The following is a 16,297-nucleotide window of genomic DNA, read 5'->3' on the forward strand; positions in this document are numbered from 1 at the left end:
TCGCGCTGCGTGAGCAGCTCCGGCACCACCCGGCTATCCGAGCAGGCGATGAACAGGGTGCTGGGGCTCTGGCTGGTGGCCAGGCGCTTGAAGAGGTCCGAGCGCTGGGGGAAGGCGTCGCGCTGGAACTTCAGTACGCCGTCGATGATGTCTTGCATGTTCTTGCTCCGTCGGTTGATCTGGTGTGGATCGGGATTCGATGGAGGAAGAATGGACGCTGACAGCTATAAGGTCTAAGACTGGTTTGTTATTCGATCCATAGGCAGGGGCAATAGTTGGGTTGTCTTGCTGATCGGGGCGGGCCTGCCGGTTTTTTGTGCAGGGCAGTTAGAGGCTCACCATCGTTTCGACCGGTGACGGCCCTGCCGGGCGGTGACCTCGTCCATGACCGCGTCGGTTACCGGGTCGCCTGCGTACGGAGATGAGCGACTTCCGGGGAGCGGTTGGACGCTAGAGGCCGGATGCGGCCCCGTCTTGCTTCAGCGTTTCACTCAGAGCGCCTTTTCGGCTTCATGGATGTTGACCATGTCGGTCTCGTCCTTGATTGCCTTGATCGCCGAAGGACGCGCGTTGATGCGTGCGATATAAGCCATGAGGTTCTTCAGATGGCCAATCTGCGCGCCGGAGCGCTCGTGCCACATCGTGGCCCAGACATACGCGTCGGCCACCGTGAATTGCTCGCCGGTCAGATAAGCGCGGCCATCGGCGAGACGCTCATCCAGCGTGGTGTATGCGACGACGAGCTTGTTGCGAGTCCACTCCGCACCCTCTTCCGTCTGCAGCTTGCGCATCAGCGGGATGTGCTTCTGCGCAATTTCCGTTGCGATGAACGTGAGCAGTTGATCCAGCTTCACGCGCTCGAGCGTGCCATGCGCAGGGATCAGGCCTGCTTCCGGATGTTGGTCCGCAAGGTACGACGTGATGATGGTCGTTTCGGTCAGCAGGTCTTCCTGGTCGTTGTCGAGGGCGAGGACCGGCACATACCCGAGAGGGTTGACCTCTGCGAAGTTGTCGCCGTTCGACGTGCTCTTGCCGAACACATCGTAGTGAATCAGTTCCGGGTTCAGACCCAGCTCATTGGCAATCAGTTGGACTGCGAGGGAGCAAGTGGCTTGGGCGATGTAGAGTTTCATGATTCGGTCCAGTGGGTTTCGTTAGCGTTGCGCTTCGAACCACCGGGTCCGTCGCGCCAACAGACCCAACTGTAGTGATCGCCCGGATCAGGATAAACAGGTCAAAATGATGCGCTGTGTCTCCACGTTGGAGACAATACAAAGCAGGAGCGGCCACTGCATCCTCCGGGCAGCAGCTCGACGACGCTAGTCTGTCCGCTGCAAAGCCGCCACGATTTGGTTCAGTACGGCGCGTGTCTTGGCCGGCATTTTCAGGCCCAGCGGAATCATGGCGTGTACAGGAGGCCCGGGCACGTCAGAGCCAGGAAGGATGTGGGTCAATCGGCCCGCGTCGACATGCGGCTGCGCGACGCGGTCATGGATTTGCGCGATGCCGAAACCTTGCACGGCGGCTTCCACCAGAGCGTGACCATCGGCCAGCGCCAGCACGGGATTGAGCGACAGCTCTTTGATATGCGGACCGTCGGCCACCTTCCAAGGCCGCAGCCGGCCAGTGGGCCCTCGGAACACGATGGCGTCGTGGCCAGGCAGGTCTGCCGGCGAGCGAATTTCGGCGCGTTGCTTCAGATAGGCGGGCGCGGCGTAGAGCCCCAGGCGCAAATCGCACAGCTTCCGGACAGTCATTTCGCCATCGTTCGGCAGGGCTCCGATACGCACGACGATATCCCAGCCTTCGGAGACTGCGTCGGACATGCGGTCGGTGAGCGCGAGCTCATAGCTCAGGCGAGGGTATTTCACGCGGAGTTCGGCAAGCGCAGGAAACAGAAGGCGCCCGAAGCCGGCAGGCAGATCGAGCCGCACCTTGCCCATGGGCTCGGCGCGCCGGGCCGCCAATGCCTGGCCAGCCTCACGCAGTCCTTCAAGCGCAGTCTCCGACGCGATCAGATACGTTTCACCGTCTTCGGTGAGCCGAACCGCGCGCGTAGTGCGCTGAAACAGGCGAGTGCCGAGTGCCGCTTCGAGTCGCTGAACCGACTTGCCGACGTTTGACTTGCTTGTTCCCAATCCCTCGGCCGCGCGCGTGAAGCTGCTGCTTCGGGCGACGGCGACGAAAGCCTCGATATCTGAAACGGAAGCATCTAAGCGATCAGACATTGTGTCCTAGCCGGAGACAAAGAGTCCCAGATTAGCATGTTTATCAAGTGACTTCCGACACCAACAATGCTGCCATACCCGCGGCATCAGCAGACCGATTCGCGATCCCCCTAGGCCGACTGCGGCCAAGCGAGAGAGCATGTACACGAGAGAATCAATTCATTCAGGAGCCTGGCTGGGGACCTTAGCCCTCCCCAAAGCCCTAGTCTGGACCCGCGCCCAGATTGACGCCTCGCTCGCGGCAACGATGCGCGCCAGGCCTCCCGGCGAGGACATCTGGGTCTTCGCCTATGGGTCCCTGATGTGGAACCCATTGCTCACTTTCGACAGGCGCGACGTGGCGACTCTCCACGGTTGGCGCCGCAGCTTCTGTCTGCGGATGGTGGCTGGTCGCGCGTCGTCGGACGTGCCCGGAAGAATGCTGGCACTCGAGCAAGGAGGCACCACGCAAGGGGTTGCGCTCCGGCTGACCTCGGTTCATCTCGAGGAAGACCTTCAAGTCCTGTGGGTGCGCGAAATGATCGCGGGCTCTTACGTGCCCACCTGGGCCTCGTTGGCGCTGGCCGATGGCTCCCGGGTGACCGGCATTGTGTTCGTCGCCAATACCACCGGCATCCAGTACGAGCGGGACGCAAGCGTGGAAAGCGTCGCGTCCATCGTCGCCGTCGCCAAGGGATCGTTTGGGTCCAACGCCGAGTACGTCCACAAGCTGGATCGCGCGCTGTTCGACTGCGGGTTGAGGGATGAATACATCGCYGACCTCGCCAAGGCGCTCCGCCAGAAATCAAACGGAACGTCGCCTTAAGCGTCTGCGCGGCACTGTAGTTCCCACATTAGAAACACGTGTGCGTCGCACTGGCCGCCGCACAGCTTCAGGCAATGCAGGTGTTCACCCGTGTCGCCATACACAAGACGCGCCTGGGCTCCCCTTCATCCAGATTGTATCCATAGAGGACACAAAGTGACCAAGAAACGCATCTTTATCGATGCGTGCGCGAGAGTAATACTGGTTTCCAAGCTAGAGCCACACCCGCGCGACGTAGCGAATGGATGGAGCTCCTGGACCGAAGCACCCGATTTGCTTTGAAACGACTTTAAGACGGAAAAGGAATCTGAATCATGACTACCAATCGCAAGAAACTCACGATGGCAGTTGGGATGCTGTTTGTCGTGGGTGTGGCGGGCCTGGCGCTCACCCATGGCAGCGACGGCTCGGTGGCGAGCGCTACGGCCGCCTCCCCTGCACCCGCCGCGCCAGCCATCGATGTGGACGCCGCCACCGTGGTGAGCCAATCCATCGTGGAATGGCAAGACTACTCGGGCCGGCTGGAAGCCATCGACAAGGTCGAGATTCGTCCGCTGGTGCCTGGCAAGATCGTGGCGGTCCAGTTCAAGGACGGCCAGCTCGTCAAGAAGGGCGACTCGCTCTTCACCATCGACCCGCGCCCCTATCAAGCTGAAGTCGACCGTGCTGCCGCGCAACTGGCTGCTGCCGAGGCACGCGCCAGCTACACCTCCAGCGATGCAGCCCGTGCCGACCGCCTGATCGAAAGCAACGCCATCGCCCGCCGGGACTTCGACGAGAAGCACAATGCCGCGCGCGAAGCATCGGCAAGCCTCAAGGCCGCGCGTGCCGCGCTCGAGGCAGCCAGGGTGACGCTCTCGTACACCGACGTCGTGGCGCCGGTAGCAGGCCGCGTGTCGCGCGCCGAACTGACGGTTGGCAACATCGTATCGGTCGGCGCCGGTGCGCCGCTGCTCACCACGCTGGTGTCGGTGTCGCCGATCTACGCCTCGTTCGACGCAGACGAACAGACCTACCTGCGCACGCTGCGTCGCGGTGCCAATTCGCCGATGCCGGTTGAACTGGGCCTCGCCGACGAAGCGGGCTACTCGCGCAAGGGCGTGATCGTCTCGGTCGACAACCATCTCGACACCACGTCCGGCACCATCCGCGTTCGCGCTCGTATCGACAACGCTGACGGCGCGCTGGTGCCGGGCCTCTACGCCCGCGTCAAGGTCGGCGGTGGCCAGACGCAACCCGTGGTCATGGTTGACGACGCCGCCATCGGTACGGACCAGGCCAAGAAGTATGTCCTCGTGGTCGACGCAGGCAACCGCGTGCAATACCGCGAAATCACCCTGGGCGCGCTCCATGAAGGCTTGCGCATCGTGGCAACCGGTCTGAAGCCGGGTGAGCGCATCGTCGTCAACGGCATCCAGCGCGTGCGCCCGAACGACACCGTCAAGGCGCGCAGCGTCGACATGGTGAGCGCAGGTAACACCAAGTCGGCAGCCTGATACGGGGCAACGGAGTCACATCATGAACATTTCTAAGTTCTTCATCGACCGGCCCATCTTCGCGGGCGTGCTGTCGGTGATTATCCTGCTTGGCGGCGTGATCTCGCTCTTCAAGCTGCCCACGGCCGAATACCCGGAAGTGGCGCCGCCTTCGGTGGTGGTGCGTGCGCAGTATCCAGGCGCCAATCCGAAGGTCATCGCGGAAACCGTCGCCTCGCCGCTCGAAGAGAAAATCAACGGCGTCGAGGACATGCTGTACATGCAGTCGCAGGCCAACAGCGACGGCAACATGACCACCACGGTCACGTTCAAGCTCGGCACCGATCCGGACAAGGCTGCACAGCTCGTGCAGAACCGCGTCAACCAGGCGATGCCGCGTCTTCCTGAAGACGTCCAACGCCTGGGCGTAACCACGGTCAAGTCGTCACCGACGTTGACCATGGGCGTGAACGTTGTCTCGCCGAATGGCAAATACGACCTGACCTACCTGCGCAATTACGCGCTCATCAACGTCAAGGACCGGCTCGCCCGTGTGCCCGGCGTCGGTGAGGTCGCGCTGTGGGGCGCCGGTGACTACTCGATGCGCGTCTGGCTCGATCCGCAGAAGGTGGCTCGCCAGAACATGACGGCCACCGAAGTGGTCAAGGCGATTCGCGAACAGAACGTGCAGGTGGCGGCCGGCATCATCGGTGCATCGCCGATGGCCGCCAACRTGCCGATGCAGCTGAGCGTGAACGCACAAGGTCGACTTAAAACGGAAGAGCAGTTCCGCGGCATCATCCTCAAGACCACGCCTGAGGGTGGCGTGGTGCGCCTGTCGGACGTAGCACGCATCGAACTGTCGTCATCGGAGTACGCACTGCGTGCGATGCTCGATAACAAGGATGCGGTACAAATCGTCATCTTCCAGCAGCCGGGTGCGAACTCGCTGCAGATCTCGGATGACGTGCGCGCCATCGTGGCCGAACTGCAGAAGGACATGCCCGACGGCGTGAAGGCCGAAATCGTCTACGATCCGACGCGCTTCGTGCAGGAAAGTATCGACGCGGTGGTTCACACCCTGTTCGAAGCCATCGCGCTGGTGGTGCTGGTGGTCATCATCTTCCTGCAGACCTGGCGTGCTTCGTTGATTCCCCTGCTGGCCGTGCCCGTCTCCATCGTCGGCACGTTCACGCTGATGCATGCGTTCGGCTACACCATCAACGCATTGTCGCTATTCGGTATGGTGCTTGCCATTGGTATCGTGGTCGATGACGCCATCGTGGTCGTGGAAAACGTCGAGCGCAATATCTCGGCAGGTTTGTCGCCTCGTGCGGCTACGTACAAGGCCATGCAGGAGGTGAGCGGGCCGATTATCGCCATCGCCCTGACGCTGGTAGCCGTGTTCGTGCCGCTGGCTTCGATGTCGGGCCTGACCGGCCAGTTCTACCAGCAGTTCGCCATGACGATCGCCATCTCGACGGTCATCTCGGCATTCAACTCGCTGACGTTGTCGCCGGCCCTGGCTGCGCTGCTGCTCAAGGACCACCACGCATCGAAGGACCGTCTGACCCGTGTGATGGACCGCATCCTCGGCCCGTTCTTCAACGGCTTCAACAAGGTGTTCCAGCGCGGCTCGGAATCTTACGGCAAGGGCGTGGGCGGCGTGATCCAGCGCAAGCTCATCATGTTCGTCCTTTACGGCCTGCTGCTGGCGCTGGCCCTGTTGATGGGCAAGATCGTGCCGGGCGGCTTCGTGCCGGCGCAGGACAAGGACTACCTGGTCAGCATCGCGCAACTGCCGGCCGGTGCTTCGCTGGACCGCACCGAAGACGTGGTGCGCCAGATGGGTGAAATCGTGCTGAAGCAACCGGGCGTGGTGCATGCCCCGATGTTCCCGGGATTGTCGGTGAATGGCCTCACCAACTCGTCGAGCAGCGGCCTGGTGTTCCCGGTGCTCAAGCCGTCGAAGGAGCGCGGCCCTGGTGAATCGGCTGCGGAGATTGCTGCCGCGCTGAACGCCAAGTTTGCCCAGATCAAGGGCGCGCAGATCGCCACGTTCCCGCCGCCACCGGTGTCGGGCCTGGGTACGCTGGGTGGTTTCAAGCTCCAGCTCGAAGACCGTGGCGCACTTGGCTACGAAGCGCTCAACGAGGCGACGCAGGCATTCATCAAGGCTGCCTCCAAGGCACCGGAACTGGGCCCGATGTTCACGAGCTACCAGATCAACGTGCCGCAACTCGACGTCGACCTGGACCGCGTGAAGGCCAAGCAGCTCGGCGTGCCGGTGACCGACGTGTTCGATACCATGCAGATTTACCTCGGTTCGCTGTACGTGAACGACTTCAACAAATTCGGTCGCGTGTACCAGGTGCGTGCCCAGGCTGACCAGCAGTTCCGCGCCACCGCCGCCGACATCCTGCAACTCAAGACGCGCAACGCCGCCGGTGAAATGGTGCCGCTGTCGTCGCTGGTGAAGGTCACGCCGACCTATGGTCCGGAAATGGTGGTGCGCTACAACGGCTTCACCGCAGCAGACATCAACGGTGGCCCGGCGCCCGGTTACTCGTCGKGCCAGGCTAAGGCCGCTATCGAGCGCATTGCTGCCGAAACGCTGCCGCGCGGCATCAAGATGGAGTGGACCGACCTGACGTATCAGCAAATCCTGGCCGGTAACGCCGCCATGTGGGTGTTCCCCATCAGCGTACTACTGGTGTTCCTGGTGCTGGCCGCGATGTACGAAAGCCTGACGCTGCCGCTGGCCATCATCCTGATCGTGCCGATGAGTATCCTGTCGGCGCTGCTCGGTGTGTGGCTGACCAACGGCGACAACAACATCTTCACGCAGATTGGCCTGATGGTGCTGGTGGGGCTATCCGCGAAGAATGCCATCCTGATCGTGGAGTTCGCTCGCGAGCTGGAAATGCAGGGCCGCACCATCATGCAGGCCGCCATCGAGGCGAGCCGGCTGCGCCTGCGCCCGATCCTGATGACCTCGTTCGCTTTCATCATGGGCGTGATTCCCCTGGTGATGTCGACCGGCGCCGGCTCGGAAATGCGTCGTGCGATGGGCATCGCGGTGTTCTTCGGGATGCTGGGCGTGACGTTGTTCGGCCTGCTGCTGACGCCGGTGTTCTACGTGGCGCTGCGCAAGATGGCTGGTAGCAAGCCGATCGTTGACAAGCACCACACGCATGCCGAACCGCTGCACGCTGGGCACCCGCTGCACGTCGTCAAGTCCGCTTCGGCGCAATGAACAGGGAAACCAAGGAGATCATCATGAACGCATCCATGACCCAATGGCTGAGCAAGGGCTCGATGTTGCTGGCGTCCCTGCTCGTTCTGGCCGGCTGCTCGCTGGCACCGACCTACAACAAGCCTGCTGTGCCTGACGGCGCCGGCACCAGCTTCAAGGAGGCGCCGGCTGACTGGACGCAGACCACGCTGAAGCCGGCGGAAGCCGGCACCTGGCAGACCGCCAGGCCGTCCGAGGAACTCTCGCGCGGCGAATGGTGGACCATCTTCGGCGACGACAAGCTCAATGCGCTGGAACAGCAGGCGCTCGAGGCGAATCAGAACCTGGCTGCCGCCGCCGCGCGGCTGAAGGAGGCGAGGGCCCTGAACCAGGCTGCACGTGCAGGCCTGTTCCCCACGCTCGACGCGGGCTTCGGCCCGACACGCCAGCAGGTGTCTGGTGCCTCGCTGCGCCAGCCTGACGGCACCACGGTCCCGCAGCAGACGTTGTGGCGCGCGCAGGCCAGCGCCTCGTACGAAGTCGACCTGTTCGGCCGCGTGGCATCGTCGGTGGACGCAGCCAAGGCGGACATGCAGCAGAGCGAAGCGCTGTTCCGCTCGGTGCAGCTCGCGTTGCAGGCCGACGTGGCGCAGAACTACTTCACGCTGCGCGGTCTCGATGCCGAGGCTGAGGTGTTCGCCAACACGGTGAGCCTGCGTGAACAGGCGCTCAAACTGGTGCAACGCCGGTTCGACGAAGGCGACATCGGCGAACTCGACGTCGCGCGCGCCAAGGCGGAACTCGCCACGGCACGCTCCGATGCGATGTCGGTGCAGCGTCTGCGTGCGGCGTCCGAACATAGCCTGGCCGTCTTGCTCGGCAAGACGCCTGCCGAGTTCTCGATGCCCGCGGCGCCCATCGAAGCCGTCAACCTGCGAATCCCGGCAGGCCTGCCGTCGTCGCTGATCGAGCGTCGTCCGGACATCGCCGCCGCCGAGCGCGCAATGGCTTCCGCGAACTCGCGGATCGGCATTGCAAAGGCGGCATTCTTCCCGTCGCTCACCATCACGGGCGTGGGCGGATTCGAGTCGGCCACGCTGGGCGACCTGTTCAAGTGGAGCAGCCGCGCGTTCCTGCTCGGGCCGCTGGCTGGCACGTCGCTGAACATCCCGCTGTTTGATGGTGGTCGCCGTACCGCCAACCTGGCCAATGCGCGCGCCGCCTACGAGGAAGACGTGGCGAAGTACCGTCAACAGGTGCTGACCGCATTCCGCGAGGTGGAAGATGGTTTGTCGGACCTGCGCATCCTGGAAGGGCAGAAGCAGACCCAGGCCGAAGCGGTGCAGTCGGCTACGCGAGCCGCGGATATTTCGCGCATGCAGTACACCGAGGGTGCCATCAACTTTCTCGATGTCATTGACGCTGAGCGCACCGCGCTGCAGACGAAGCGGGCAGCGGTGCAATTGCAGAGCGTGCAGGCCGCGGCCACGGTGAACCTGATCCGCGCGCTTGGTGGCGGTTGGGGTGATGCTTCGGTTGGGGATATCGCCAAGGCAGACGAGCCGAAGGAAGCCAGCGTCGTGAAGCGCTGATTCAGAAGTCCGCGATTGTTTCGATTCTGGATACGGTGAATCGCCATTCGAAGCCTTTATCCAGGAGGGGTCAAGCGCTACATYTCCGCCTTCCTGCGCCGCCGGCATGCGGCAAATCGCTGCGGCGAGCGGCGCGCGCAATCTCCCTCCCGCCAAACACGCATCGTTGGATTCCGCGCCCAACCGCCGTTGGCGGATCGCACCCAGATTCGAGCATCTCGATGCCATTGACGGCATCCAATCCATTATCAAAGTCACCAATGAAATCGCCAGATTCCTCAACTGACAGTCACGCTTCCGAGCGCGGCAAACCTCTCATCCTGCTAGCGGTCTGCATGGCCGCAATCGTGCTGCCACTAAGCTTCACCGGCGGTGCAGTCTCCACGCCCGCCATCGGCCGCGAGCTCGGCGGCAGTGCGGTCTCGCTGACCTGGATCACCAACGCCTTCATGCTCAGCTTCGGCAGCCTGCTGATGGCGGCCGGGGCGCTGGCCGACGTCTATGGCCGCAAGCGTTTGTTCGCCATCGGCATCGGCTTCTTCGTGCTCACGTCGCTGGCACTCGCTGCCGCGCCGTCGGTCGCGTGGCTCGATATCCTGCGTGCCGTCCAGGGGATTGCGGCCGCTGCGGCACTGTCCGGCGGTACCGCAGCACTGGCGCAGGAGTTCGACGGCCACGCGCGCACCCGTGCATTCAGCATGCTGGGCACGAGCTTCGGCATCGGCCTCGCCTTCGGCCCGCTCCTGGGCGGCGTGCTCATCGATGCGTTCGGTTGGCGCTCCGTGTTCCTGTCGACGGCCCTGGTTGGCGCAGCTGCCATGCTGTTCGGCGTGCCGCGCATGCGTGAGACCCGCGACCCCAACGCGCAGGGTCTCGATTGGCCCGGTACCATCTCGTTCACCGCCACACTGGTCCTGTTCACGTTCGCCGTCATCCAGGCACCCGAAAGTGGTTGGTCCAGCGCGCTTGTCGCGGGTTCGCTCGCTGCCGCGGCACTGACGCTGGCCATTTTCATCTATGTCGAATCTTGCTCGGCGCGCCCGATGCTCGACCTGAGACTGTTCCGCATTCCGCGCTTTGTTGGTGTGCAGATGCTCCCCATCGGCACGTGCTACAGCTACATCGTGCTCGTGGTGATGCTGCCGCTGCGGTTCATCGGCATCGAAGGCATGAGCGAAATTGATGCAGGCATCCTCATGATTGCACTGTCGGCACCGATGTTGGTTGTCCCCGTGCTGGTCGCCACGCTGACTCGCTGGGTCTCCGCCGGCGTGCTCTCGGGCATTGGGTTCCTCATCGCCGCAGTTGGCCTCCACTGGTTCAGCCAGATCGACGTCGGCGCTGCCGGTTTTGCCGTGGTGGGGCCGATGCTTTTGATTGGTATCGGCGCTGGCATGCCTTGGGGCCTGATGGATGGTCTCGCAGTGAGCGTGGTACCCAAGGAACGCGCGGGGATGGCAACGGGCATCTTCAATACGACGCGCGTGGCGGGTGAGGGGATCGCTCTCGCCACGGTCAGCGCTGTCCTGGCTGCCATTGCACAGGTCAGCCTGAGCGCGGTGCTGGCAGAAGCCGGATCAACTGCCGGGAAGGTCGGCGAAGCGGCACAACGGCTCGCTACCGGAGACCTGGCGCACGCCGCCGAGGCGCTGCCGCAAGTCAGCCACCAACTGCTGGTCGCCGGTTACGGAGACGCCTTCCGCATGCTGCTGCACGTGCTGACGGTCATCACCGTCCTGTCGGCTGTCGCGGTATTTGGCTTCCTCTCGCGCACGCCAGAGGAAGCCAGCGCGCTGGCTACTGAAGAGCTGGGCTCCAACGCCTGACCTTCAACAACAGACCTGGCTTGCGCCGGAATTCAGGCACACCAGTCCCGCATGCAGGGGCTGCCGCGCGTGGTGGCCGCCGGGTGGTCCACCGAGCGGCCCGCGAAAGTCCGCGGCGTTATGAGTGACGAGCGCATAGTCGTGATCGACTGCGTACCGGATCAAGTCATGGTCCTTCATCCCACTTAAGCCGCGATCGCGAACACAGGTTGTGTCCCAGTGACCTCTTTGAGCCGCGTCCTGAACGAGATTTGGCCATAGACACTCATCGATCAGAAACCGGTACTTTGCCGTCACGACCAAATGCAGAGAGACTTCAATAAAAATCGCCTATTGACAATTTTGCGTGCGCCGAGGTCCGTCGAGTGCGAGGGTTGAGGGTGCCGGGGATGGCTTGGTGGGGCTGCTTCCGGTAACGCCGGTGCAAGCGATAGTCGTCCTCTTTCCGCGCCATGTAGCGGGGCTTGCCCTGCTCACGCCCACCTCCCCCCGAAACTCTGCAGTTTCAGCCCGATCCACCAACACATTGGGAAATTTCCCCGAAACCACGCCTATTTCCCTCCGGTAGCGTCTAGGCCTCGCATCGCCATGCGCTCCACTGCAAGCCGAGCCGGCTTGCCAGCACCAGCGCAAGGCGCTCGCTCATGCTACCCGGAGCCGTCTTGAAGCATTTCGCCTTGCTGCAATCCCTGCTGTCTCCCGCCCACCGCTTCTACGCCCTGGAGGGCGAAGGCACGGTGGAAGCCTGGCTGGGCCGCGAGGCGACCACCGGGTTGTCGCATTGGCGCATCGTGTGCGTGAGCGCGGATGCGCGCTTTTCCCTCAAGTCCCTGAAGTCGTTCAAGTCGTTCAAGGGCCAGCGCGCGACCCTGCTCACCACGCTGGCCTGGGGCGCGCTGCTGCTCGCGGGCACGAGCCTCGCAGCGGGCGTGGTGCCCGACGGCGGCACCGCCACCACGGCTACGATCGGGGCCAATGGCCGTATCACCGTTGGCATTGCCAATGCGGTCGGCGGCGTTTCCTCCAACACGTACCGGGACTTCAATGTCCCGCGCGCCGGCGTTGATCTGGATAACAACGCGGTGCGCGCCCGCACCATCCTGAACCAGGTCACCAGCACCAATCCCTCGCTGCTCGAAGGGCCGTTGAGTGTGCTGGGGCCTCGCGCCAATGTCATTCTGGCCAATCCCAACGGGATCACCGTGAACGGCATGACGGTGCAGAACATCGGCAAGCTGGCGTTGACCACCGGGCAGGTCGACCTGACGACGCCCAATCATGCCACCGGGCAAAAGAACATCACCATCAAGACGRGCCAGGGCTTGCTCGAGATCGGCCCGGAAGGACTGTCCGGTGAACTGCTTCAGCTCGAACTGATTGCCAGGCAGATTCGCATTGGCGGCAGGATCGAAAACCGCTACAGCGACCCTAGGGCAAACCTGCGGTTGGTTGCGGGAACCAGCGAGGCGGAGGTCGATACGAGCCTTTCGGCCACCGACAATCAGACTGACTGGATCCGGTACACGGCGCCGGGTGGCATTCCCGGCCACGGCATTGCGGTTGACATCACCGGTGCCGGTAGCCTGGCTTCGGGCCGCATCGAGATGCTCGTGACCGATCAGGGTGCCGGCGTACGGCACGCCGGCAACGCCTATGCCACCGCTGGCGATTTCGTGGTCTCCGGGACTGGCGATCTGCAACTCGCCTCCGGCAGGATCCAGGCCCTGCAAGACGTGCTGATCGCCAGCGGCGGCTTCACCGGCACAGGCGATGTAGATGCCGGCCGGCATCTCCAGGTCACCGCCGATCGCATTGACCTGAGCGGCGCCACGCTGGCAGCCGGGACCCGCGCAACGGGAGATCTGGTGATCGGCACGGCAAGCCAGGCACACAGTCAGGCGGTCAGGCTGACCGACTCGGTGCTGAGCGCCACCGGCGGCATCGGGCTGCTCGACAACGGCGCGGGCATCGCGCTTACCGGCACGCAGGCTACGGCGCAGGGCAACTTCGTCATTGCCACGCCGCAATTCCAGACCGCGCAGGGCAACCAGCGCACGGCGCTGACCTCGCGCAACGGCTCGCTGACCATCCAGGCAGACACGGCAACGCTGTCCGGTACCGACCTCGACGGCGTGGCCGGCACCGGCATCCAGGCGCGCGATCTCAAGCTGCGCGATGCCGCCATACGCGCCGCCGGCGCCGCCGTGGCGATCGATGCCACCGGCAGCTACATCCAGCAAGACAGCAGCGTGCTTGCCGCCACCGACGTGCGGCTCCATGCAGGCTCCGTCTTGCTTGACTCGGCCGCCACGCAATCGACGCTGGTCGCCGCCAACGGTGGCGTGCTGCTGCAGTCCGATGGCGCGCTGACCAACCAGGGCGCGCTGATCCAGGGCCAGGCGCGCATCGCCGGGGAGATGCTGTCTGCCGGCGCCGTTACCGTGCTGGCCGGTGGCAGCGTGTTCAATACCTCGACGCCGCAGTATCTGGGGATCGTCTTCGGTGCCGGCGACGACGTGACCGTCCGGGCCGGGGGCGATGTCCTCAATCGCTACGGCCGCATGCTCTCGAACGGCTATCTCGCCGTGTCGGCCGGCGGCGATATCCACAACGAGATCACCAAGCAGGGCGGTGCCAATGGCGAACAGCCGAGCTACCAGACCAGCAACGGCCGCCGCTGGCTGGTGCTGACCAAGACCAGCACGAGCTTCGACCTGGATTATGGCCAGGTGGACCGGCCCGGGCAGATTGCCTACCTGCTCTCGGACAAGGGCACCACGCTCAGCGGGCGCAACGTCATCAACACCGGCGGGGAAATCTACGCCAACAACGGCGCCATCACGGTGCGCGCGGCCGACACGTTCCGCACCGAAGGGGTCACCGGCGGCGCCGCGCATTACGCCCGCAGCTGCCTGATTGTCTGCCGCACCTCGGCGTCATCGACCACCACCGTGACGGGCGGCCTGCTGTCCGCCGGCGGCAATATCGACGTCCAGGCGGGCAAGCTGGCCGCGAACGTGGGCGGGCGCGTGCTGGCGCTGGGCGACCTGACGGTCAACGCGCCGCTCACCTATGCCGGCGGTGTCACCGGCTACACCGCGGTCGCGCGCGACCGCGGGTTCAAGGCCTTCTTTGGCGACACCTGGGCCAGGCTTTATGCGACCGACATCGGCGGGAGCTGGATGGCGGCTGGCCGGACCCGCATTAGCGGCGACACCATGACGGATGGGGGCAGTTTCGATGGCGACGTTGCCATTGCGGGCACCACCACGGTGACGCGCCCGCGCCAGCGCACGCCCGTCACCGTCGAGAACCATCTTGGTCTCGCTTCCTGGTTGTGGCAATGATGCGGTGCGCTCCGCGATCCCGGCTGTCCGTAATGGCCGTGTCCATCCTGTCAGCCGGTCCGGCGCTGGCCCAGGTGCCGCCATCGCTGCCATCGCTGTCTCAGCTCACGCCGGAAGATCCGGCGCAGCGCCTGTTGCGCGAGCAGCGTCAGCGTGATCTGGAGCGCGAGGCAACCCAGCCGCCCGCGCAAATCCAGAGCCAGCAGGTATTGCCGCCCGATGCGCCTATCGACGCCGTGCCGGAGACGTCCGCCACCTTCGAGATCCAGCGTATCGAGGTGACCGGCAATACCGTGCTGTCCGATGCCGAGATCGGCGCCATCACGGCGCCGTTCATCGGCAAGCCATTGGGGGCCAACCGCATCAACCTGTTGCTGCGGCGCTTCACCGAAGCCTTCGTCGCCCGGGGCTACATCACCACGCGCGCCTATCTGGGCGAGCAGAATCTCGCGACCGGCGTGCTCAAGGTCACCGTCGTGCCGGGCACGGTCGAGTCGATCCGCCTCAACGGGCGCGCCATCCGCCCGGGCGATGGTGGCTGGTTCGATACCGTGGGCGGCGGGCTGCTGGCGGACGCCGGCACTGGCTGGCAATTCCCCGCGCCGGGCGACCCCCTGCGCCTGCAGGACCTGGAGCAAGGGGTCGACCAGATCAACCGCCTGCGCCGCAACCGGGCCGAGCTCCAGATACTGCCCGGCCAGACGCCGGGCAGTTCGGTGGTGGCGCTGGCCAACCAGCCCGGCGACCGTTTCCGCTTCAGTGCCGGCGTCGACAACTATGGCAGCCGCACCACGGGCATCTCGCGCACCCGGCTGGGCATCGATGCCGACAACGCGCTGGGTTTCCAGGAAGCGGTCTCCGCGAGCTATGTCGGCACGCGCGATACCAATGCGGCCGTGCTCTCGGCGGCGGTTCCGTTCGGCTACAACACCGTCAGCTACACCGGCTCGGTGTCCGAGTACCAGACCGCCATTGGCGATACCGCGCTGCTGTACGGCCGCACCTTCGGCCACACGCTGGGCTGGAACCGGGTTCTTACCCGCGACAGGAGCGGGCGGCAAGCCTTCGACCTGACGCTCACGCATCGCAAGAGCGAGCGCGAGATCAACAACCTGGAACTGGATCCCCAGCGGCTCACCGTGCTGCGCGCGGCCTGGAGCGGCTTGCGGCGCTTTGCCGCCAGCGACCAGCCGGGCTATGCCACCGCCGAGCTTGGCGTCTCGCGCGGATTGCGACTTGTCAATGCAACCCGGGACCCCGCCGATATCCGCCCGGACGAGGCGCATGTGCAGTTCACCAAGCTCGATGCCAATGCGAGCCTGCAACTGCCCTTGCCGCGGGCCTTCGACACGGCACGGCTCGCGTGGCGCGCGCAGCTCGTCGGGCAGTGGGCCAACGTGGCCCTGTTCGGCTCCGAGCAGATCTACGCGGGCGGCATCAGCACCGTGCGCGGCTTCCGCGAAGGCGCCATCGCCGGCGACCGCGGCGCCTACCTGCGCAATGAGCTGGTGTGGGCCAACGCGCCAGCGCCGGCCGGCTTCCGCATGGAGCCCTACCTGTTTCTCGACGGCGGCCAGACCCAGGCTGTGGCGACCCACCGCTGGCAATCGGTGGCCGGTACCGGCGCGGGCATTCGTCTCTCCGCCCAGTGGGCCAGGCAAACGGTCACCAGTGAACTTCTGGTCGGCGTGCCGCTGGCGCAGCCCGGTTATCTGGGCGCAAAGGCACCGGTCCTGCTGGCCACCCTCAACTGGACCTACTGAGTGCGATGTGAATTCGCCTAACCGAT

General features: G+C 64.4%; 11 protein-coding genes and 1 pseudogene. 8 read left to right on the forward strand and 4 right to left on the reverse strand.

All coding sequences use genetic code 11. The features are described 5' to 3' along the window. The 3 genes and pseudogenes from AC1DO7_RS16215 to AC1DO7_RS16225 form a co-directional block, all read right to left on the reverse strand. Positions 1-158, reverse strand: a pseudogene (locus AC1DO7_RS16215) (carbonic anhydrase); the annotation flags it as partial. A gap of 333 nt (positions 159-491) precedes the next feature. After that, entirely contained in the window at positions 492-1,133 is a 642-nt protein-coding gene (locus AC1DO7_RS16220; RefSeq protein WP_441620171.1) for a glutathione S-transferase N-terminal domain-containing protein, read from the reverse strand. Positions 1,134-1,319: 186 nt separating this feature from the next. Beyond that, entirely contained in the window at positions 1,320-2,228 is a 909-nt protein-coding gene (locus AC1DO7_RS16225) for a LysR family transcriptional regulator (RefSeq protein ID WP_477116323.1), read from the reverse strand. 139 nt (positions 2,229-2,367) lie between these two features. On the opposite strand from AC1DO7_RS16225, the gene AC1DO7_RS16230 reads away from it, so the two are divergent. The 6 genes from AC1DO7_RS16230 to AC1DO7_RS16255 all read left to right on the forward strand — a co-directional run bounded on the left by AC1DO7_RS16230 (position 2,368) and on the right by AC1DO7_RS16255 (position 11,161). Further along, positions 2,368-3,033, forward strand: a complete 666-nt coding sequence (locus tag AC1DO7_RS16230; protein WP_477116324.1) for a gamma-glutamylcyclotransferase — start codon at positions 2,368-2,370, stop codon at positions 3,031-3,033. A 314-nt stretch (positions 3,034-3,347) separates the two neighbouring features. Then, entirely contained in the window at positions 3,348-4,529 is a 1,182-nt protein-coding gene (locus tag AC1DO7_RS16235; protein ID WP_477116325.1) for an efflux RND transporter periplasmic adaptor subunit, read from the forward strand. 22 nt (positions 4,530-4,551) lie between these two features. After that, a complete protein-coding gene (locus AC1DO7_RS16240) occupies positions 4,552-7,764 on the forward strand; it encodes an efflux RND transporter permease subunit (RefSeq protein WP_477116326.1) in 3,213 nt (1,070 codons plus the stop codon). A gap of 23 nt (positions 7,765-7,787) precedes the next feature. Next, positions 7,788-9,335, forward strand: a complete 1,548-nt coding sequence (locus AC1DO7_RS16245) for an efflux transporter outer membrane subunit (RefSeq protein WP_477116327.1) — start codon at positions 7,788-7,790, stop codon at positions 9,333-9,335. Positions 9,336-9,441: 106 nt separating this feature from the next. Then, positions 9,442-9,621 (forward strand): hypothetical protein, encoded by a 180-nt coding sequence (locus tag AC1DO7_RS16250; RefSeq protein WP_441649969.1) that lies wholly within the window; start codon positions 9,442-9,444, stop codon positions 9,619-9,621. After that, the gene (locus AC1DO7_RS16255; protein ID WP_441649970.1) at positions 9,596-11,161 is read left to right on the forward strand and encodes an MFS transporter; all 1,566 of its coding nucleotides are present in this window, start codon (positions 9,596-9,598) and stop codon (positions 11,159-11,161) included. Before AC1DO7_RS16250 ends, AC1DO7_RS16255 begins: the two co-directional genes overlap by 26 nt. Before the next feature lie 3 nt (positions 11,162-11,164). On the opposite strand, the gene AC1DO7_RS16260 is transcribed toward AC1DO7_RS16255, so the two are convergent. Continuing rightward, positions 11,165-11,458 carry a DUF5615 family PIN-like protein gene (locus AC1DO7_RS16260; RefSeq protein ID WP_441649971.1) on the reverse strand — a complete coding sequence of 98 codons (294 nt, stop codon included), beginning with the start codon at positions 11,456-11,458 and terminating at the stop codon, positions 11,165-11,167. Between the two features lie 365 nt (positions 11,459-11,823). On the opposite strand from AC1DO7_RS16260, the gene AC1DO7_RS16265 reads away from it, so the two are divergent. Beyond that, positions 11,824-14,508 (forward strand): two-partner secretion domain-containing protein, encoded by a 2,685-nt coding sequence (locus tag AC1DO7_RS16265; RefSeq protein ID WP_477116328.1) that lies wholly within the window; start codon positions 11,824-11,826, stop codon positions 14,506-14,508. A gap of 32 nt (positions 14,509-14,540) precedes the next feature. Continuing rightward, entirely contained in the window at positions 14,541-16,271 is a 1,731-nt protein-coding gene (locus AC1DO7_RS16270; protein WP_441649973.1) for a ShlB/FhaC/HecB family hemolysin secretion/activation protein, read from the forward strand. The last annotated feature ends 26 nt before the right edge of the window (positions 16,272-16,297 follow it).

Source organism: Cupriavidus sp. 05N40 (assembly GCF_056397305.1).